Consider the following 18141-nt stretch of genomic DNA (forward strand, 5'->3'; position numbering starts at 1 on the left):
GGGACATGTATTTCTCCTTCGAAGGCAACCGACCAGTCGGATTAGTGATGATAAGTGACGGTAGTCACGTGTGACTTGGATGTACAGACAATTTGCAACAAATCCGACAAAAGTATTAGTGCGATCGGCTCAGTTACTACCTGTGGTCATGTGCTTTGAAATTTGTTGCAGTGCTCCGTGTCTCATCACTAACTCGCGAATCGCCAATGTGCGAAGTCAGGGCGAGTAACTTTGTCGAACAGCGGCTGATCGGTACTCCGGACAGCTGCCCGAGAGAACGGATCGACATGACGCTGATGCTGCCGCTCGACTCGATGTTCCTGCTGATGGAGTCGCGGGAGCACCCCATGCACGTCGGTGGCCTGTCTCTGTTCGTTCCGCCGGAAGGGGATGACGGCGAATTCGCCAGGTCGCTCTACCGTTCGCTCACCGATGTCGACTCGATCCGCCCCCTGTTCCGCCGCAAGCCGGTGCAGTTCTTGTCGAACTTCGCGCCGGTGCGTTGGACGGAGGACCAGGACGTCGATCTCGAATATCACGTCCGGTTGCTCGCACTGCCCAAACCGGGTCGAGTCCGCGAATTGTTGGAGTTGACCTCGATGCTCCACGGCACGCTGCTCGATCGGCATCGGCCGCTGTGGGAGGCGTACGTGATCGAAGGTCTCGCCGACGGCCGAGTTGCCGTGTACATGAAGACGCACCATGCGCTCATGGATGGTGTGTCTGCTGTTCAGGCGTGGTACCGCAGCCTCTCGTCGGATCCGCTCGATCGACATTCGATGCCTCCGTGGGCGCAGCGACCTTCTTCGGGGCGGGTCCGGGCGAATCGCGGGCTGGACCTGCAAAGGCGGGTGGGCTCCGTGATCGAGACCGTGCAAGATGTGGTCGGGGTGGGCCCAGCGATAGTGAACGCGGCTGCCTCGGCAGTGAAGGACCACGTCGCACCGTTGCCGTTTGCTGCTCCGAAATCGATCTTCAACGTCCCGATCACCGGAGCGAGGCGTGTCGCGGCGCAGTCGTGGCCGATCGAGCGCCTGCGCAAGGTCAGCTGCGTTGCAGACGTGACTCTCAACGATGCGGTGTTGGCAATGTGCGCCGGCGCGCTGCGGCGATACTTGATCGAACTGGATGCGTTGCCGGACAAGCCATTGATCGCGATGGTGCCGGTATCTCTTCGTAAAGGCGAAGACGGTGAGGCTTCCGGCAATGCCGTAGGTGCGGTGTTGTGTGATCTGGCAACCGAATTGGCGGATCCGGCGGCCCGACTACAGAGAATTCACGACTCGATGAGTAGCGCCAAGTCCCTGATGTCAGGCCTGACGCCCCTTCAGATCACGGCGCTGAGCGCGTTGAACGTTGCCGGTCTCGGGCTACCGCTGATCCCTGGTTCCTCCCGATTGATCACTGGGCGTCCAGTGTTCAACCTGGTGATTTCCAACGTCCCCGGTCCGACGACGACGCGATACTGGAACGGTGCGAAGCTCGAGAGTTGCTATCCGGCATCGATTCCGCTGGACGGGCAGGCAATGAACATCACCGTCATCGGCTACGCGGACACCATGCAGTTCGGGCTCGTCGGCTGCCGCCGCAATGTGCCGCACCTGCAGCGACTCCTGGGCCACCTCGAGGAATCACTGAGTGAACTCGAAGCCGCCGCAGGCTGATCGATTCCATTCGGGCATTCAGACGTCACGTCCGTTCACAACCAACTGGTGGACGTCCAACTCCTTGTCGTCCAGGCCGAAGCTGATGATGCGTTCGGGGTGGATACGGATGATCGGTGCGTCGAGACCATGCGCAGCAGCAGCCGTAGCGTCCAAAGCCTCTGCTCGTCCGCGGATTTCGACGCACCTGACCCGCCATGGGTGTACAGATGCAATGTCGTCCACGACGAAGGCGACCCGCCCGTTCTCCGCGACATTGCGAAACTTACGGCTGCCAGTCATGTTGTAGCCGCTGATGTCGATCGTGGCTGCATCCGGGTTGTAGTGGAACCCGACCGGACTGACTTGCAGCGTTCCATTCCGTTGAACCGTTGCCAGGCGTCCGAGAGTCTGTGTGGCCAGGTAGTCGAGTTCGATACGGGTCATTGTCATGAAACCACGCTAGAACCTGAACAGCTGTAGAGGTCAAGGTCTCCGAACGTACAACTCATTCCATCTCGTCGAGGCTCTCTTCTGCCTCTTCGACCCGGCGCTCGGCCTCGCGAAGTTCCTCCTCGGATTCCCGAACCGCGACGCCGGCAGCCTTCTCGGTGTTCTCGGCGAACTGTCGTTCCTGTTCTGCGTGTTCGAGATCGGCGCGGAGTTCCTCGATGCGACGGTCGAGGTCGGACAGCTTCGACCTGGCATCCTCGAGCTGGGCGGTCTCGGCCTTGACCCGTCGTCGGACCTTCTCGACGCCTGCCCTGGCTTCCTTCAATTCTGCTTTTACCCTGGCACGTTCGGCCTCGACATCCGGAGTCTTCGTCTTCGGAGTCTGCGGTACTTCTGCTGGTTCCTTCGGGGCGTGCTGCTGCGATTTCCCTTTCACCACAGCAAGTCCCGCCGGTCCGAAGCCGCTGTAACTGGCAGCGGTCACAACTCGTCCGAGTCGGACCAACTCGGCGGTCTCCTCGTCGGCAAGGGCGGCATTGAGAGTCTGCGCGACATCACGTAATGCATCCTCACCGACACTCTTTCCCCGTGAGGCCGCGATCTCACCGGATTTGTGGGCGAGGCTGCGCACCACCTGCTGCCTCTGTGTCGTCAGTTTGCGCAGGTCCGCGCCCGAGAGATGTCGCTGGGCGTCGCGTAACGATTCACCAAGCGCGAGAAGTGCTTCCAGCTCTTCAGGCAGATCGCGCGAAATGAGATTGACCAACCAGCCCACGGTGGTCGGCTTTCGAAGTTTTCCGATAGCCGTGGCCAGTGCGCGGTCGTTGCCCTCCCGCGCAGCCTTCGCATGCTTCGTACGCGCCTCGACGAACTCGCCGGGGTCGAGGCCGTACAGTTCGTCGGCGACATCATCGAGGGTCACGTATCCATACTGTCATTCGGCGGGTGGTTCGAAGACTGTCTTCCAGTCGTTTCTGATACTCACCACGGTCCACCCGTTTGTGCGCGAGGTGTCGAGCGCGTGCTCGGCCCCGTCCACGTAGTCGAACTCGCGTTCCGGATCGTCATGGAGCACGAGAAGGCGAAGTGCCGGAATGTTCGGGTGGTCGGCGAACTTCAACATAGGTACGTCACCGTTGCTGTTTCCGGCCGCGAGAACAGGTCGTCGACCGATTCGGTTCCAGATCTGGACGGGCTTGGCCGGCCCGTCGTCGACGACATCCGTTTGAGGCTGACGAAGGATCGTGCCGCTGTGACCGTCGTCCTTCCACGTCAGTGCCACGCCGCTGCCGATGACGCGTTCTCGGGGGATGCCGTAGACCTCCTGGCTGATCGGCCGCATGAAGTCACGTCCGCCGCCGGACACTATGTAGTTGGAGAATCCCTTGGCTGCAAGGTAATCGAGCAACTGCACCATGGGCGAATAGTTGCAGTGCAGATACTGGTGGCCGAGTGTGGGATGCGAGGCGGTGCGCAGGAAGGTATCGGCGTGGTTCTCGAATTCGTCGACCGTGACTTCGGCGAATGCAGCCAGGACACCGGCCGCGAGCACCTTCAGTGCGCTGTCGTCGCCTCGATAGTGCTTGGAGATCACATCGTTCAACCAGGCGTAGTCCTGTTCGAACGCCGCTTGCCACGGTTGACGACCGCGGAGTGTCGGATCCTGGGCGGTCATCTCGACGAGGCGGCGCAAGATGAAGTCGAGCTGGATCGGCATCGGTTTCTCACACCACAGTGTTCCGTCGTTGTCGAAGACCGCGATCCTGTCTTCCGGTGCGATTTCGTCCGGACTTCCCGCCCCTGTCACGCGTTCGACGAATTGCAGGATGGCGTGTTTCGCCGTGCCGTCCTGCCAGCTCGGAAGCGGGTCACGGCTACCGGAGTCGGAGGGTTCGACGAAGTGACTGTTCATGTGGTCCCTGGCTTCCAGTGAGGTGATGACAAACCCGGCACTCTCATACTCGGACTTCCTGCCGAAGATGGCATCGCCCATTTCGGGCGACAGCGCTTCGGTGAGCACAATCGGGGTATGCGATTGACCATGCAGCCGTAGAGGCTGGCATTCAGATCACCTACAAGGAGCCAGGTCATGGCCAACGCATTCAAAGGCGTCGTCAACCTCGATATTCGCGATTCGATTCCCGACTGGAGCCCATACGAGCAGCCGAAGGCTGCCGCCGGCACGCCGAACATTCTCTACATCGTTCTCGACGACGTCGGATTCGGCGCCTTGGGTTGCTACGGGGGACCGATCGAGACGCCGAACATCGACCGCATCGCGGGCAACGGATTGCGGTACGGGCAGTGGCACACCACAGCGCTGTGCTCACCGACGCGATCGTGTCTGCTCACCGGCCGTAACCACACGACCAACGGAATGGCTTGCATCAGTGAGTGCGCGGTCGGGTTTCCCGGCGGGAACGGTCACATCCCTCCTGAATGTGCCACGCTCGCCGAGGTTCTGGTCGAGCAGGGGTTCAGTACCGCGATGGTCGGCAAATGGCACCTCTGTGCCGAAGACGAGATGAATCTTGCTTCCACGAAAAGGAATTGGCCGGTCGGTCGCGGATTCGAGCGGTTCTACGGCTTCCTCGGTGCCGAGACCAATCAGTGGTATCCCGACCTCGTTCACGACAACCATCCCGTCGAACAGCCGTCGACGCCGGAAGAGGGATACCACTTCAGTGTCGACATCACAGACCGGGCGCTCGAGTACATCGGTGACGTGAAGTCGATAGCTCCGGAACGGCCGGTATTTCTCTACTACGCCCCCGGGTGCGCACACGCTCCGCATCATGCACCCCGTGAATGGGCCGATCGCTACGCAGGAAGGTTCGACGCGGGGTACGAAGCCATGCGTGATGAGATTCTGGCGAGGCAGAAGGAAATGGGACTCGTCCCGAACGACACGACTCTGCCCTCACTCAACCCGATAGGCACTCCTGACACCCGCACCGGACCTGACGGCGAACCGTTCCCGCCGCTGGATTTCACCCGTCCCTGGGACACTCTCTCCGCTGACGAGCAACGACTGTTCTCACGGATGGCGGAGGTGTACGCGGGCTTCCTCTCGCACTGCGACGATCAGATCGGACGCCTGCTCGAATACCTCGAAGAAATCGAGCAGCTCGACAACACGATCATCGTGGTGGTCTCCGACAACGGTGCCAGCGGTGAAGGCGGACCCGACGGATCCGTCAACGAGAACAAGATTGCGAACGGCGTACCCGACGACCTCGCCGAGAACCTGTCAAAGCTGGACGAGTTGGGCAGCACCGAGACATACAATCACTACCCCAACGGGTGGGCGATGGCGTTCAACACTCCATTCAAGATGTGGAAGCGGTACTCGTTCAACGGTGGAACCTGCGACCCCTGCATCATCTCGTGGCCGGAAGGCATCGACGCCCGTGGTGAGATTCGAGATCAGTACCACCACGCTATCGACGTCGTCCCGACTCTGCTCGACTGCGTCGGCGTCGACTTGCCCGACACGGTGAAGGGATACACCCAGCACCCGATCCAAGGCGTGAGCATGCGGTACAGCTTCGACGCCGGCAACATCCCCACCGCCAAGCACACCCAGTTCTATTCGATGCTCGGAGGACGAGGGATTTGGCATGACGGCTGGAAGGCCGTCACCACGCACCCGACTCTGAGCGGGTGGGGCCATTTCTCGGAAGACACCTGGGAGCTCTACCACACGGAGGTCGACCGAGCCGAGCTCCGGAACCTTGCGGATGAAGAACCCGGCAGGCTGGCCGAGCTCGTGGGGTTGTGGTTCCACGAGGCCGGTGCCAATCAAGCTCTGCCACTGGACGATCGGTCCGGTGTCGAACTCCTCACCACGCCTCGCCCCCAGCTCGCTCCGCCGCGCAACCGGTACGTCTACCGTCCAGGAGGAGCCGAGGTACCGGAGGCCGTCGCCGTCAACCTTCGTAATCGTTCCTTTTCGATCGGAGCAGTTGTCGACTTGGCCGAACCGGGTGCGGCCGGCGTGCTGTTCTCGCATGGCGGCAGGTTCGGTGGTCATTCGCTGTACGTCAAGGACAACCGACTGCATTACGTGTACAACTTCCTCGGCAGTGAACAGCAGAAGATCGATGCCACCGAAGACCTTCCGATCGGCGAAAACGTGATCTTGGCAGCAACTTTCGAGAAGGAAGGTGAGGACCCGCCGGGCACTGCGCACGGGGTGCTCGGTCTCTACTACGGCGACCGGAAAGTCGGTGAGGGCAGAATCCGCACTCAGCCAGGCAAGTTCAGCATCGGCGGCGGCGAAGGGCTCAACGCAGGCCGTGACAGCGGGGAGCCTGTGACCGACGACTACCCGGGTACGTCACCTTGGGCGTTTACCGGTGGAACGCTCAACCGGGTGGCGATCGACGTCAGTGGTGAACCGTACGTCGACCTCGAACGCGAAGCAGTGGCGATGCTCTCGCGTGAATGACAGATCCGAGCGCGTCTAATCCGAGCTGGGTGGAAGGTATCTCACGGTGGGTATGCCGCCGGGGCCGTCCAAGCGGACCTCGGCGTCGACCTGGTAGACCTCGGCTATCAGGTCGGCGGTGAGGACCTGTGTCGGGCTTCCGTGGGCCACGATGGATCCACGGTTCAGCATCACTATCGAATCGCAGAACATGGCGGCCAGATTCAGATCGTGCAAAGCCATGATCGTGGTGGTGGGCAGGCGTCGCACGAGCGCGAGCAATTCGAGTTGGTGGTTGATGTCCAGGTGATTGGTCGGCTCGTCGAGTAGCAGCTCGTGAGGTTCCTGAGCGAGGGCGCGCGCGATCTGGACGCGTTGGCGCTCCCCACCCGAGAGCGTGTGCCACGAACGGTCCAGCATGCCGCCGAGATCGGTGTGTTCGATCGCAGCGCGGACGGCGTCGCGGTCGGAATCCGACTGCCCGCCCCACAGTCCACGATGCGGTGTGCGTCCGAGTTCGACGACCTCGGCTACCGTCAGGTCGATCTCGGTGTTGCTGTGCTGATCGACGGTGGCAATCCGACGCGCGACATCGCGGCGTTTCCAGTCAGGCAACGGAGTTCGGTCCAGAGCCACCACACCGGACGTCGGACGGTTCTGCCCGGCAAGCAGTTTCAGCAGTGTCGACTTGCCCGAGCCATTGGGGCCGAGGAGTCCTACCGTGCTTCCGACGATGGGGGACACGTCGAGGTCGTCGACTATGAGCGCCTCGCCGACCCGCCAGCTGACACCGGTTGCTTCGAGTGTCATGGCCTGGCCTTCCGTCTCCAGAGGATGACGGCGAACGCAGGCACACCGACCAGTGCGGTCACCACGCCGGCCGGGAGTTCCTGCGGTGCAATGGCTGTGCGTGCCACAGCGTCGACCCAGACCAGGAAGATGGAGCCGATCAGTGCAGACGCGGGCAGGAGTCGGCGGTGGTTCGACCCGACGAGGGCCCGTGCCGCATGAGGGAGGACGAGGCCCACGAAGCCGATGGCGCCTGCGACGCTCACGATCACCGCGGTCATCAAAGCTGTAGCCAACAACAGGGTCACGCGCACCCGCCACACGTTCACTCCCAGTGACGCCGCCGCGTCCTCACCGAAGGCGAAGGCGTCGAGTGCGCGGGAGTGAGTCAGACAGACCACGAGGCCGACTGCGACCACTGCAGCGCAGAGCGCGACGTCGAGCCAGTCGGCGCCACCGAGTGAGCCCAGGAGCCAGAACATCACACCGCGGGTCTGCTCGGGATCGGCCGAGGTGATGACGATGAACGAGGTGAGCGCGGAGAACAGTTGGGTCGCGGCGACGCCGGCCAGGATCACCCGATCCGGCGTGCCGCCGGCCGCGTGGGCGAGCAGCAGCACAAGGGCAAAGGAGATCACCGCGCCGATGAAGGCGCCGCTCGACAGTCCGATCACTCCCGACCCCACTCCGAGGATCACGATCAGTACGGCACCGGTCGAGGCGCCGGACGAGATGCCGAGGACAAACGGATCGGCCAGTGGATTGCGAAGCAGCGACTGCATGATCGCTCCACACAACCCGAGACCGGCACCGCAGAGCGCGGCGAGCAGAGTACGCGGCAGACGGAGATCCCACACGATGCCGTCGCGGATAGGTGTGACGTCCGCCGCGGTACCTCCGAGGTGCCCGACGACGATCGAGGTCACCTCACCGACCGACAGGCCCGCCGGCCCCAACGTGATCGCCACGGCGGCCGACCCGGCCAGCGTGACAACACCGATCACCCACAGCAGGCTGACGGCAGTCGGGTTGTCACGCAGCCGAACTCTTGTCGTCATCTCACGCCGTAGACCACGTAGTCGTCGAACAGTTGCCAGACCGTACCCGACTCCCGGAAACCTGCTTGCGCGAGCGCCGCCAATTGGAAATCGACGGCGGTGGGCGCGGTGGCGTCGCGACCGGCGAATCTGCGCTCACGCTCGTCGGTCAGTGCCCCGATCCCGGGGGTGGCCCGCAACTCGTCCCACCAGCTGTCCCACTCGGGAGCCCCGGCAGCAAAAGCGGAGCGTTGTGTCTGCTCGTCGTGTGCCTTCGCCCACCGTCCGATGACAGGGGAGCGACCATCGAAGCGAAAGTGATCACCGTTGAGCAGAACGCCGTCGGGGCTCAGCAGTTCGCGGCACTGCCGGTACACCTCGACGAGCTGCTGCGGTTGCAACCAGTGCAGCGCGGTCGTCGACACGATCGCCTGAACCGGCGCAGTCACCGAAGTCGGCCAATCGGTACTCAGCAGGTCTGCGTCGACCAGCTGCATTCGGTCGCCGAAACGAGTCGACGACTGGCGGGCGACTTCCAGCAACATCGGGTCGTAGTCGATCCCCACAACGCTCGCGTGCCCGAACTTCTCGAGGATCCGGACGCTCAACGAACCAGGTCCGCAGGCCAGGTCGACGACTGTGAACGGAGCGTGCGCGTACTGCAATTCGAGAACGTCGAGAATCACGTCGAAGCGCTTCTCGCGATCGGCGATGTATGCCGCCTGCTGGTCGTCCCATTGACGCACCAGTTCGCTGACTTCCGTGGACATCTAGACCACGCCCAACCGGCGCAGGCCGTCGGAGAGCTGTTCGATGCCACCGACGTTGCGGATCGAGGGATCCATCGTCGTGCCTTCGAGGATGATGTATCGCTTGTTCTTCACTGCGGTGAGCTTGCTGGCTACCGGGTCCGATTCGAGGAACGCGATCTTGGCCGCCGCACTGTCGCCGTCTCCGCCGCGGTCGAGATCAGCGAGCACCAGCACGGTGGGGTCCCGGTCGAGCACACTCTCCCAACCGATTTCGGGCCAGTACTGCTTGTTGTCGTCGAAGGCGTTCTTTGCGCCCACCGCGTCGGTCATGATTCCCGGTGCGCCGCAGCACCCGGCGAAGTACGGGGTCTTGGTGGCTGCGTACCACCACGCCAGTGTCACATTCTCGGCTCCCAGTGACGCCGTGGCGGTGGCCGCGCGATCCTTCAAACTCTCGGTCAGCTCGACACCTTTGTCCTGGACGTCGAACAGTGTTGCCACGTCCCCGATTTCGTCATACAGGTCGTCGAGTGTGAGGGCCTTGTTCTGCTCTGCGTCCTGGCCGGTGCACTCACTGGGTGACTGATATGTCGCGACACCGAGGTCAGTGAACTTGGTTCGGTCGGCGATGCCCTCCGAAGTGAACGTGTAATTGAAAGTCGTGTAAACCATGTCCGGTTCGCGTTCGAGGACACTCTCGAATGACGGGAACTCGGTGTCGAAGGCCTGGACCTGACCGCGCGCCTCACGCAGTTCGGGGAGGACATCGTCATCGCTCATGGCGTAGCCGGCCATCCGGTCCTGCACCCCCAGCGCGAACAGCATCTCGGCGGCAGGCTGATTTACCGCGATCGCTCGTTCGATCGGTCGCTCCACCGTGACGTCTCGGCCACAGTTCTGAACAGTGGCGCCGGATCGTTCGGAAGAGTTGGATTGTTCGGCAGCACTGTCTTCGGAGGAACAGGCAACCAACGATGCACCCAACAGAGCCGCGACGGCAGCGGCGGATACGCGAAGTGTAGACAGACGCATGGAATCTCGTTCTCGCAGGGGCTCGTTCGCGGAGCCCGTTACCGTGTGAACAGGCGCCTGTTGGCCCCTGCTGCCAGCCGGTATTCGGACTCGAGATCACTCCACCCGAGCGCCTTCCCAGATTCTCATCCAGTGGCGTAAGCCCGGGCGGTCACCCTCACCGCTGCGCGTCAGTTCCGGATTCACACCGGATTCCCTGACCCCCTGTGTGGAGGTCTGCTGGCACAGAGGAACTTATCACCGCAGTGCACAGCCGGTCAGGTCGGCCGGTGAGGGCGATCAGATCTCGATCGCCAGGTCGTCGATGTCGGTCAGGGTTCCACCGTCGGCGAGGATGCGCTCGTAGTTCTCGCGCCGGCGGAGGTCGATTTCGGTGTTGCTGACGCCGTGCTTCCAGTATCCGAATATCGCGACGTCGTCTTTGTCGAGTCCGACGGTCGATCGAAAGTGCTTCCGGATTGAGCGCATCTCGTTGCGTTCACCGGCTCCCCACACGACGTAACTCTCGGGATCGGCGAGCTCGCGTGCTCGTGCTGTCAGAGGGCCGTCGGACTCGGCGGGATCGGCGCTCACGCGATGAAGTTCCAGGCCGGGGAGGGTGGGAAGTTCGTCGAATGCGACCTCGTCATCTGTTGTGACCCAGCCGATTCCGACGACGTCGGTAGGTAGCTGCTCGATGATCGAGTACAGCGCAGGTATTGCGGTGCCGTCCAGAAAAAGTGCGATCCGTCGACCTGGAACGTCGGGGACCAAGAAGTGTGGTCGAGGACCGGTGAGGTCGAAGGTGTCACCGACGGTCAATGTTGCTGCCCACCTCATCATCGGGCTGGTATGCCCGTGCAGGACCACGTCGATGACGATCGATCCGGCGGCGGAATCGTGGGAACGCACCGTGTATACGCGCGAAGCGTCGTCGAAGGAAGGCCCGAGATTCATGCGTACGGTGACGTTCGGGCGTGACCAGGCCGGATCGTCGGTCGACTCCGTCAAACGAGCCGTGATCCGCAGCAGATGGTCGCTCGGTCGCTCCAGTGCTTCGACGACCGCGCGAACGTCGTTGAGCCCGCGATTGTGGTCAGCGGTGCGTAGGACGGTCGTCGGGGGAGTTGTTGTGCTCGTGGCGTCTGCATGTGTCATCGACTGTTGCTCCTGGATCGGGTTTTCGAGATGCCATCAGGTTAGTACTGCCTAAGTCGGCAGATTTGTCCAGAAGTGACATCTGATTACCTGAGTGAACTAGCGCCGCGAACAACGCGTTTGAGCGATTTGTACTCGCACTGCTACCGTGCTCGTGATGTCCATACGCCGCTGTTCTCTCGCTTCCGGCCGTGCACTGCGCACGGCCCGATTTGGCGTAGCGACTTTCCGACGGGGGCGCAAGGCGATCGACCGCCGCCCCTCCGGTCTCGTCTGGATCGAAAGAGCATTGGCCGTACCGGCCGGATCCGTCTGACATTCGCCACTGCGGCGGGCATCGCCTTGCCGTGACTTCGCAGCACCACACCTGTTGCCGTGCTGCGCTTTTCCCGTACCGAAGTTCTGTGTCGGGTGGTTGTGTGTCGGCGCCGCCGAGCCTGGATTACCAACCAACTCGTTTTCGTGAAAGGTACTCAGCAATGAATCGTTTCGAAGGTCGTCGTATTCTCGTCACCGGCGCAGGATCTGGAATCGGGCAGGCCACCGCGCTGCGGTTGCTCGCCGAAGGTGGCCGTGTGGTCGCTGCAGACATCTCCGAGGCGGGTTTGGCGGACACCCGGAAATCGGCCGAACACGCCTTGACGGCCGACCGTCTCGACACCGTCGTCGTCGATATCGGTGACGAGGGTTCCGTCATCAAGGCTGTGGGTCAAGCGATTTCGGCCCTCGGCGGGTTGGATGTACTGGTCAACGCTGCCGGGATACTGCGCGGCGGGCATACCCACGAGACCTCGCTGGAGCTGTGGAATCAGGTGATCTCCGTGAACTTGACCGGCACCTTCCTCGTCACTCGTCAGGCACTGCCAGCTCTCCTGGCCACGGGCAACGCAGTAGTGGTGAATTTCAGCTCCACCTCCGCAGCCTTCGCGCACCCGTACATGGCCGCATATGCGGCAAGTAAGGGAGGAATCCAGTCCTTCACTCACGCACTGGCTCTCGAATACGGCAAGCAAGGTCTGCGCGCCGTCGCGGTAGCTCCGGGCAGTGTGAAGAGCGGGATCACCGACACAACGGCGTCGTATCTGCCGGAGGACACCGACTGGTCGCTCTTCGGCAAGCTGTCGCCGATTCTGAGCACTGATCTGGAGTCCGGCGGCGCCCCCATGGCGGGGCCGGAAAGTGTTGCGGGAGTTATCGCGATGCTGGCTTCCGAGGATGGTGCTTTCATCACCGGCACGGAGATCCGGGTCGACGGCGGCACACACGCCTGATTCTGCGTCCGTCTGACGGCCTGCCCCAGGGCAGGCCGTCAGACGCGAGCCGTCATTCTCGCGAGCGAGTGATAGCGGGGACGACGTAGGACTGATCGAGTACGGCGGGCGAAGGCTCGTACATTCTCAGGACCGGTCGGAAGTCTCCGGGCGGGGAGGGGAGCCAGTTCGCTTTCGCTGTGGCATCTTTCGGCTCCTCGTGGCTGATCGTGATCGTCAACGCACCGTCGGGGTCGTGGACGACACCTGGAGTGCGGTCGCCGATCGAGTATCGGTCGACCGGGTTTGCCACGAGGAAGAAGTCGGGCACCGAGTACATCGTCAACGACCAGAACGCGCTCACCGGCGGAGTGGGGTCGAGTCTGATTGTGTAGGTGTGGGTTCCGTTCAGTTGCTCTCTCTGATCGTCGACGTAGGTCATGATGTACGCCGCTTCGTAGGGATGGTTGCCCCAGAGCCCGCCCTTGGCCGCCGCGGCACGTTCGACGATGCGCAACCTGGGATCGGCGATTTTGAATTGTGGATCGTCGATTGCGCCGACCTCGAAGTAATCGAGGTTGTAGTCGAAAGCGTGGAAGGTGAGCTTCCATCCGTTGACTTCGGGGCTGGAGCCTTTGGTGAGGGCCTCGAGCAAGTTCTTCTCACCGATCCTCAATCCGTCGGCGAGTGCGGCTGCCTCGTCGTCAGACAGCGAGTCGGCAGACGGTGAGGTGTAGGGCGAGGGTCCGCGCTCGTCGATTCCGATCGCCGAGAACGAATCCTGCAGCTCTCGGTCGCGCGGGGCAGGCGGAAAGGCCTGCGACCAGATGCGGAGTTTCTCGAGGAACAGGAGGTCCTGGCTGACTTCGGAGTCGGGGACCGGGAGACCTGGCGGCGCCCCGGCGGAGTCGACGACGGTCAGGGTGGTGGCGTCCTGCAAGGCGTGCACGGCGGGGAGGTCGTCGTCGCCACCGCACGCCCACCGGCCGACGATTGATGCAACAGTCGTGGGAAATCTGATCACCGTGGTCTGGGCCGCCGGGGTTCCGGTCCAGGTGGGCGGGACGAGAAGGAAGTCTCCGCTCTTGGTGCCGGTGGCACGGTGCCCGACGTAAGCGAAATTGTTCGTCCAGGCGTCGACGAATTGGAGGACGTAGTAACGGCCATCGGTATCGGGGACGTGCAGCGCGACAGGGCCGACCGAGAGGTCGATCTGCGCCATCGAATACACGGTGTCGTTGTTGATCGTGACGAAGGTGTCGGCCGGGCCGGCGAGCGTGCGGGCGTGGCTGAAGGTGTTGAAAGGTGCGGCCGGGTTTGCCCCGACACCGTCGTGAACGTACCGATTGACCTGGTCGAGATTGAAAACGAGGGGAAAGCCGTAGATGTACGCCTGAGCTGCAAGCTCGGTGCGGGTGGTGTCGGTCATCGCTGCCCTCTCGTCGTTCACGTCGGTTCGAGGTCCACCTTGCGGGAACCCTGTCGTCGCGGCATCACCCGCAAGGGGTGACGGCGGGGAGGGAGTGGACATGTCGGATCAGGAGAAAGCGGCGTTGACGGCGACCGCAGACGAATGGAACGTCGCGATGTGCTCGAACGACGCCGAACGGATCGGCGACTTCATGACCGACGACTGGGTCATCGTTTCGGAATCGGGGGTCTCGACCAAAGCGGAGTTTCTGGCCTTCGTGGCCTCAGGCGACCTGACTCATTCGGCGATGGACCGTGTCGGGAACGCTCGCGTGCGCTTCTTCGGTGACGTTGCACTGTTCACCACACGGATCACCAATACTGCGCACTACGACGGCAGGCAGTACGACGCCGACGAGTGGACCACCGACGTGTTCGCCCGGCGAGAAGGTCGCTGGCGCTGCGTGTTGAGCCACATCACGCCGGCGGTCGAGGCGAAGATCGAGGACGCGGAACCGTGAACGAGAATGCGAAGAAACGCTGATGTTTTAACGTCGAGACTATTGGGTAGTAATACGAGTTCAGTATTTACGACGTCAATTATCGGATTTATAGAATGTGACGTTTTTGTAGTAGCGTCAGATGAGTAGATCATTTTTATACGCATACCGGATGAGGTTCTCACATGATTGTTCTCGGCATTATTCTGGCGTTGATCGGCTTCTTCACGGGGTTGAGTATTCTGACCACCGTCGGCATCATCTTGGTCGTCGTAGGTGCAGTTTTGTCCATCCTCGGTGCTACCGGGCGTGCAGTGGGCGGACGAAAAGTCTGGTATTGATCGATACTGGGCGAGTAGCTGAGAAGGCGGTACTTGGTCTCTTCGGAGATCGAGTACCGCTTTTTCGTTCTTCAATAGCTTTTCGGTGTCTCTACCCGAAATCATCACTCTGATCGGCGTCGGGTAAACATGAAGCATGCTTTCTCGAGATCATGACGAAGAGAAATCTGCCGAGAGATTCAGATTCCCTCGCAGATGGAATCAAGTTGACGAATCACGTCGCGGTTTGGTGTTGGCGTGGGTGGCCTTCACGCTGACGTTCGGCGGAGCACGTCTGGTGACGTGGTTGATCCAGATCGACACCAGGGATGTCGGCGACATCAGTGCCGGCGGCACTCATCTGCACCACTACTTGTGGGGAATTCTCCTGTTGGCGGGGGTGGCGATCTTCGGACTCGTCGACCGAAGCCCTCGCGCACGAACATGGATGGGCATCGCGTTGGGCATTGCGCTCGGACTCATCGTCGACGAGGCCGCGTTACTGATCACTCTCGACGACGTCTACTGGCAGAGTGACGGCTGGCCGAGCATCGCCATCGCTGTGTCGATCATCGGAGTTGTGGGAACCGGGCTCGCGCTGACACGAAGTGGAGCGGAGAAGCCTCGAGGTTGATCCGACTACGGCACGGGTACTCACCCTCGAGCCGGGAAGTCGCGCGGATCGTGAGGTGGCTTGGATGGATCCCAATTCCGCGGACACGTCACCCGACCCCGAAAGCGAAGTCCAAGCTCCGGATCCGATGGCGGTGGCCGAACGCGAAGCCGCCGCATTGGCGACGCCCGTCCGGCCGCTGGGTGAACCCGGACCGAGGTTCGATCGTCGTTCACCGTTCTTCATCGGTCTGACCGCCGCTGCCGGAGTTGCCGTGACTTACGCGGTGATCGAAGTGCTGCTTGCGGCGCGAGGCATGCTGATCCTGATCGTGGTGGCCCTGTTTCTCGCGGTGGGCATAGAACCGGTGATCGTCTGGCTGGAGCGGAGAAATTTCCGACGCTGGATCGCGGTCACCGTGGTGCTGTTCGGGATTGCCGTGATGTTGGCGCTGTTTCTCGTTGCTGCGATCACCCCGCTGGTCGAGCAGGGGCGTCAGTTCGCATCGCACGCTCCAGAACTTCTGACGCACATTCGGGACCGGTATCCCATCGTCAGCGACCTCGACGAGAAGTATCACCTCGAGCAGCACCTCACCACGCAACTGGACGGTTCGGGTTCTGCGCTCGCAACGGGTTTGCTCGGTGCCGGGCGGGCGGTGTTCAGCGCAGTCGCCGACGCCGGAATCGTTGCTGTACTGACCACGTACTTCTTGATCGACTATCCACGAATCCGCACGAATCTGTATCGGTTGGTGCCACATTCGCGGCGGCCACGAGCAATCGCCATCGGTGATCAGATACTGGCAGGCGTGGGTGGGTACGTCCTCGGCAATGTTCTGATCTCCGTGATCACCGCAGGATGTACCTTCGCATGGTTGTTGATCTTCGACGTGCCGTACCCGTTGATACTGGCGCTGCTGGTCGCCCTGCTCGATCTGATCCCGATAGTCGGTTCCACGATCGCAGGGGTCATCGTCGCCTTGGTCTCCCTGACAGTCTCTGTCCCAACGGCATTGGCGACAGTTGCGTTCTTCATCGCGTTACGCCTGCTCGAGGACTACCTGCTTGTTCCGAAGATCATCGGGAAGACAGTGGCGGTCCCGGCGCTGGTGACCGTTGTCGCGGTTCTGTTGGGCGGAGCGCTGCTCGGTATTGTCGGTGCGTTGCTGGCGATTCCGGTTGCTGCGGCCCTGCTGCTGCTCGCAAGAGAAACGCTCTTCCCCCGCCTCGACGCTTCTTGACCGGCCTCTATCGGGCGCTTCGCGCGCGACGCCGCGAACCGGGATTCGGCTTGGGGCACATCCGAGTCGGGATGGTTTCCCCTTCGTCGGTGATACGGAATACCGATACTTTCTCGCTGCACCCGTGATTCAGATCGACCGCGTATGCGATTGCGGCGCGATCCGAGACGAAATCTTCCATCACCGTTGTACCGTCCGGTAGTTCGATTCTGTAGTTTTCCATGACTTACACAACCTTCTTTCGCTAAGACGATCCTACCCGGCCCGCGAAGTGGCAAACCCGTGGAACATAACGTGCGACAGTCGACTTCGCGGCGCGCCGGTGCAATGTTTCGACAGTTCGCCTGCGGGGTAGTGAGAGTCGGTCAGCCCGCTCAGGCGGTAGGAATCGAACCATGGAGGATCCGCGCAATGAGCGCAGTATCGAAAGCGATGTACAAGCCACTCTCACTGGCGACGAGCGTCCTCGGCGGCATTTTGGCCGGTGCCGTCTTCCAGCAGGTGTGGAAGCGCATCGGTGACGACAAGAATGCGCCCGAGCCGAAAGACTTGAGCAGGTCGAGCAAGGAAGTCCTGATCGCCGCAGCCCTACAGGGGGCCATCTTCGCTGTTGTGCGAGCCGCAGTCGATCGTGCGGGGGCAAAGGGCTACCAGGCGCTGGCTCACGAAGATCCCCGGTAGGAACGTCCGGTTCGGTTCGAGTTCAGTCGACGACGGCCGCGATGGCCTCGATCTCGACCAACTGATCGTCGTAGCCGAGAACGGTCACGCCCATCAGAGTGCTCGGGGCGTCATGATCGCCGAACGCGTCGCGGACTACCTCCCACGCTGCAACGAGGTCTTCTTGACTGCTCGACGCCACCAGAACGCGGGTGTTGATCACATCGGTGATCGACGCGCCGGCGTCCGAGAGAGCTGTTCTCAGGTTGTCGACGGCCTTGGCTGCTTGCCCCGCGTAATCGCCGACGGCGGCAGTAGAGCCGTCCTCGTTCAACGGGCAAGATCCTGCGAGGAAGATCAGTCTGGCTTCGGTGGGAGCCGTTGCTGCATAAGCATATTCAGCGACCAAAGAGAGTGATGTGGAACGGATCAGAGTTACCGACTTCGACATAGTTTCCCCAAGGAATAGTAAAGTTTTGCAGCCAGTCTTTCACAGCGCACCTGGGGTAGCCAATTCGTTATCGGACCCGTCCATCCGGGCTGCGGCTACGAATGCCTGTCAATGAGCCGAGAAGAAGAGCACACAGCGCCAGTCGACGAGTGGCTGACGACCAAACAGGTTGCGGCACTGTTCCACGTCGACCGGACGACGGTATCGAGATGGGCGAGGGAGGGCAAAGTCGGAACGCTGAGAACGCTTGGCGGACATCGGAGATACCGACGGTCGGAGATCGAGAAGTTGTTGCGTAACCGCTCGACGACACTCGATCCGACGTGACTCCGGCGTGAAGCAGACAGGTCGCCGAGCACGATGAGGGCTCGGCGACCTGTCTGGTCAGCAGGAACTGATTACACCTTGGGGACGCGGATGAT

The 18141-nt window shown here is 61.8% G+C and carries 20 protein-coding genes and 1 riboswitch; of the genes, 9 read left to right on the forward strand and 11 right to left on the reverse strand.

Annotated features, from left to right (window positions below):
• The first annotated feature begins 287 nt into the window (after window positions 1-287).
• Window positions 288-1664: a wax ester/triacylglycerol synthase family O-acyltransferase gene (locus tag DBV08_RS31945; RefSeq protein WP_095971320.1), complete on the forward strand. Its 1377-nt coding sequence runs from the start codon at window positions 288-290 to the stop codon at window positions 1662-1664.
• Between the two features lie 18 nt (window positions 1665-1682).
• Here the strand turns inward: DBV08_RS31945 and DBV08_RS31950 are convergent, their stop codons facing one another.
• The 3 genes from DBV08_RS31950 to DBV08_RS31960 are packed head-to-tail and all read right to left on the reverse strand — an operon-like array spanning window position 1683 to window position 4008.
• Window positions 1683-2096: a PPOX class F420-dependent oxidoreductase gene (locus DBV08_RS31950; protein WP_095971319.1), complete on the reverse strand. Its 414-nt coding sequence runs from the start codon at window positions 2094-2096 to the stop codon at window positions 1683-1685.
• A 55-nt stretch (window positions 2097-2151) separates the two neighbouring features.
• On the reverse strand, window positions 2152-3018 hold the full coding sequence (locus DBV08_RS31955; protein WP_095971318.1) for a hypothetical protein: 867 nt from the start codon (window positions 3016-3018) through the stop codon (window positions 2152-2154).
• Between the two features lie 12 nt (window positions 3019-3030).
• Window positions 3031-4008, reverse strand: coding sequence for an HAD family phosphatase (locus DBV08_RS31960; RefSeq protein ID WP_095971468.1), 978 nt, complete (start codon window positions 4006-4008; stop codon window positions 3031-3033).
• A 177-nt stretch (window positions 4009-4185) separates the two neighbouring features.
• On the opposite strand from DBV08_RS31960, the gene DBV08_RS31965 reads away from it, so the two are divergent.
• Complete coding sequence (locus tag DBV08_RS31965; RefSeq protein ID WP_124570133.1) at window positions 4186-6546, forward strand: arylsulfatase; 2361 nt, start codon at window positions 4186-4188, stop codon at window positions 6544-6546.
• Window positions 6547-6561: 15 nt separating this feature from the next.
• Here the strand turns inward: DBV08_RS31965 and DBV08_RS31970 are convergent, their stop codons facing one another.
• The 5 genes from DBV08_RS31970 to DBV08_RS31990 all read right to left on the reverse strand — a co-directional run bounded on the left by DBV08_RS31970 (window position 6562) and on the right by DBV08_RS31990 (window position 11272).
• Window positions 6562-7335 (reverse strand): ABC transporter ATP-binding protein, encoded by a 774-nt coding sequence (locus DBV08_RS31970; RefSeq protein WP_095971316.1) that lies wholly within the window; start codon window positions 7333-7335, stop codon window positions 6562-6564.
• Window positions 7332-8372: an iron ABC transporter permease gene (locus tag DBV08_RS31975; RefSeq protein WP_095971315.1), complete on the reverse strand. Its 1041-nt coding sequence runs from the start codon at window positions 8370-8372 to the stop codon at window positions 7332-7334. Before DBV08_RS31975 ends, DBV08_RS31970 begins: the two co-directional genes overlap by 4 nt.
• A complete protein-coding gene (locus DBV08_RS31980) occupies window positions 8369-9121 on the reverse strand; it encodes a trans-aconitate 2-methyltransferase (protein ID WP_095971314.1) in 753 nt (250 codons plus the stop codon). The genes DBV08_RS31975 and DBV08_RS31980 overlap by 4 nt, the downstream gene beginning before the upstream one ends.
• The gene (locus DBV08_RS31985; protein WP_095971313.1) at window positions 9122-10135 is read right to left on the reverse strand and encodes an ABC transporter substrate-binding protein; all 1014 of its coding nucleotides are present in this window, start codon (window positions 10133-10135) and stop codon (window positions 9122-9124) included. It lies immediately after the preceding gene.
• Between the two features lie 57 nt (window positions 10136-10192).
• A riboswitch (cobalamin riboswitch) is annotated at window positions 10193-10374 on the reverse strand.
• 40 nt (window positions 10375-10414) lie between these two features.
• The gene (locus tag DBV08_RS31990) at window positions 10415-11272 is read right to left on the reverse strand and encodes a siderophore-interacting protein (RefSeq protein ID WP_095971312.1); all 858 of its coding nucleotides are present in this window, start codon (window positions 11270-11272) and stop codon (window positions 10415-10417) included.
• Window positions 11273-11751: 479 nt separating this feature from the next.
• On the opposite strand from DBV08_RS31990, the gene DBV08_RS31995 reads away from it, so the two are divergent.
• Entirely contained in the window at window positions 11752-12543 is a 792-nt protein-coding gene (locus DBV08_RS31995; RefSeq protein WP_095971311.1) for an SDR family NAD(P)-dependent oxidoreductase, read from the forward strand.
• 52 nt (window positions 12544-12595) lie between these two features.
• Here DBV08_RS31995 and DBV08_RS32000 read toward each other — a convergent pair whose 3' ends face one another.
• Window positions 12596-13951, reverse strand: a complete 1356-nt coding sequence (locus tag DBV08_RS32000; RefSeq protein ID WP_095971310.1) for a DUF1254 domain-containing protein — start codon at window positions 13949-13951, stop codon at window positions 12596-12598.
• 100 nt (window positions 13952-14051) lie between these two features.
• Here DBV08_RS32000 and DBV08_RS32005 point away from each other — a divergent pair, with 100 nt between their 5' ends.
• The 4 genes from DBV08_RS32005 to DBV08_RS32015 all read left to right on the forward strand — a co-directional run bounded on the left by DBV08_RS32005 (window position 14052) and on the right by DBV08_RS32015 (window position 16608).
• Entirely contained in the window at window positions 14052-14453 is a 402-nt protein-coding gene (locus tag DBV08_RS32005; protein WP_095971467.1) for a nuclear transport factor 2 family protein, read from the forward strand.
• A gap of 164 nt (window positions 14454-14617) precedes the next feature.
• Window positions 14618-14773: a DUF6131 family protein gene (locus tag DBV08_RS32530; protein ID WP_003945564.1), complete on the forward strand. Its 156-nt coding sequence runs from the start codon at window positions 14618-14620 to the stop codon at window positions 14771-14773.
• 136 nt (window positions 14774-14909) lie between these two features.
• Window positions 14910-15386, forward strand: coding sequence for a hypothetical protein (locus DBV08_RS32010; protein ID WP_003945539.1), 477 nt, complete (start codon window positions 14910-14912; stop codon window positions 15384-15386).
• A 64-nt stretch (window positions 15387-15450) separates the two neighbouring features.
• A complete protein-coding gene (locus tag DBV08_RS32015; protein ID WP_095971466.1) occupies window positions 15451-16608 on the forward strand; it encodes an AI-2E family transporter in 1158 nt (385 codons plus the stop codon).
• 7 nt (window positions 16609-16615) lie between these two features.
• Here DBV08_RS32015 and DBV08_RS32020 read toward each other — a convergent pair whose 3' ends face one another.
• On the reverse strand, window positions 16616-16831 hold the full coding sequence (locus DBV08_RS32020) for a hypothetical protein (protein ID WP_095971309.1): 216 nt from the start codon (window positions 16829-16831) through the stop codon (window positions 16616-16618).
• A 188-nt stretch (window positions 16832-17019) separates the two neighbouring features.
• Here DBV08_RS32020 and DBV08_RS32025 point away from each other — a divergent pair, with 188 nt between their 5' ends.
• Window positions 17020-17289, forward strand: a complete 270-nt coding sequence (locus DBV08_RS32025; RefSeq protein ID WP_007734706.1) for a DUF4235 domain-containing protein — start codon at window positions 17020-17022, stop codon at window positions 17287-17289.
• A gap of 22 nt (window positions 17290-17311) precedes the next feature.
• Here DBV08_RS32025 and DBV08_RS32030 read toward each other — a convergent pair whose 3' ends face one another.
• A complete protein-coding gene (locus tag DBV08_RS32030; protein WP_095971308.1) occupies window positions 17312-17719 on the reverse strand; it encodes a RidA family protein in 408 nt (135 codons plus the stop codon).
• A 111-nt stretch (window positions 17720-17830) separates the two neighbouring features.
• Between DBV08_RS32030 and DBV08_RS32035 the strand changes: the two genes are divergently transcribed.
• A complete protein-coding gene (locus tag DBV08_RS32035) occupies window positions 17831-18046 on the forward strand; it encodes a BldC family transcriptional regulator (RefSeq protein ID WP_095971307.1) in 216 nt (71 codons plus the stop codon).
• Window positions 18047-18141 lie beyond the last annotated feature (95 nt).

Origin of the sequence: Rhodococcus sp. KBW08 (genome assembly GCF_003852455.1) — a bacterium.
In the GTDB taxonomy this organism is placed as follows: Bacteria; Actinomycetota; Actinomycetes; order Mycobacteriales; family Mycobacteriaceae; genus Rhodococcus_F; species Rhodococcus_F baikonurensis.

Bases quoted from the DNA above. Each gene is read 5' to 3' on its own strand.
- DBV08_RS31970 (WP_095971316.1), bottom strand. From the start codon at position 7,335: ATGACACTCGAAGCAACCGGTGTCAGCTGGCGGGTCGGCGAGGCGCTC.
- DBV08_RS31960 (WP_095971468.1), bottom strand. From the start codon at position 4,008: ATGAACAGTCACTTCGTCGAACCCTCCGACTCCGGTAGCCGTGACCCG.
- DBV08_RS32020 (WP_095971309.1), bottom strand. From the start codon at position 16,831: ATGGAAAACTACAGAATCGAACTACCGGACGGTACAACGGTGATGGAA.
- DBV08_RS32000 (WP_095971310.1), bottom strand. From the start codon at position 13,951: ATGACCGACACCACCCGCACCGAGCTTGCAGCTCAGGCGTACATCTAC.
- DBV08_RS31990 (WP_095971312.1), bottom strand. From the start codon at position 11,272: ATGACACATGCAGACGCCACGAGCACAACAACTCCCCCGACGACCGTC.
- DBV08_RS32035 (WP_095971307.1), top strand. From the start codon at position 17,831: ATGAGCCGAGAAGAAGAGCACACAGCGCCAGTCGACGAGTGGCTGACG.
- DBV08_RS32015 (WP_095971466.1), top strand. From the start codon at position 15,451: ATGGATCCCAATTCCGCGGACACGTCACCCGACCCCGAAAGCGAAGTC.
- DBV08_RS31995 (WP_095971311.1), top strand. From the start codon at position 11,752: ATGAATCGTTTCGAAGGTCGTCGTATTCTCGTCACCGGCGCAGGATCT.
- DBV08_RS31945 (WP_095971320.1), top strand. From the start codon at position 288: ATGACGCTGATGCTGCCGCTCGACTCGATGTTCCTGCTGATGGAGTCG.
- DBV08_RS32030 (WP_095971308.1), bottom strand. From the start codon at position 17,719: ATGTCGAAGTCGGTAACTCTGATCCGTTCCACATCACTCTCTTTGGTC.
- DBV08_RS32010 (WP_003945539.1), top strand. From the start codon at position 14,910: ATGCTTTCTCGAGATCATGACGAAGAGAAATCTGCCGAGAGATTCAGA.
- DBV08_RS31985 (WP_095971313.1), bottom strand. From the start codon at position 10,135: ATGCGTCTGTCTACACTTCGCGTATCCGCCGCTGCCGTCGCGGCTCTG.
- DBV08_RS31975 (WP_095971315.1), bottom strand. From the start codon at position 8,372: ATGACGACAAGAGTTCGGCTGCGTGACAACCCGACTGCCGTCAGCCTG.
- DBV08_RS32005 (WP_095971467.1), top strand. From the start codon at position 14,052: ATGTCGGATCAGGAGAAAGCGGCGTTGACGGCGACCGCAGACGAATGG.
- DBV08_RS31950 (WP_095971319.1), bottom strand. From the start codon at position 2,096: ATGACAATGACCCGTATCGAACTCGACTACCTGGCCACACAGACTCTC.
- DBV08_RS32530 (WP_003945564.1), top strand. From the start codon at position 14,618: ATGATTGTTCTCGGCATTATTCTGGCGTTGATCGGCTTCTTCACGGGG.
- DBV08_RS31980 (WP_095971314.1), bottom strand. From the start codon at position 9,121: ATGTCCACGGAAGTCAGCGAACTGGTGCGTCAATGGGACGACCAGCAG.
- DBV08_RS32025 (WP_007734706.1), top strand. From the start codon at position 17,020: ATGAGCGCAGTATCGAAAGCGATGTACAAGCCACTCTCACTGGCGACG.
- DBV08_RS31965 (WP_124570133.1), top strand. From the start codon at position 4,186: ATGGCCAACGCATTCAAAGGCGTCGTCAACCTCGATATTCGCGATTCG.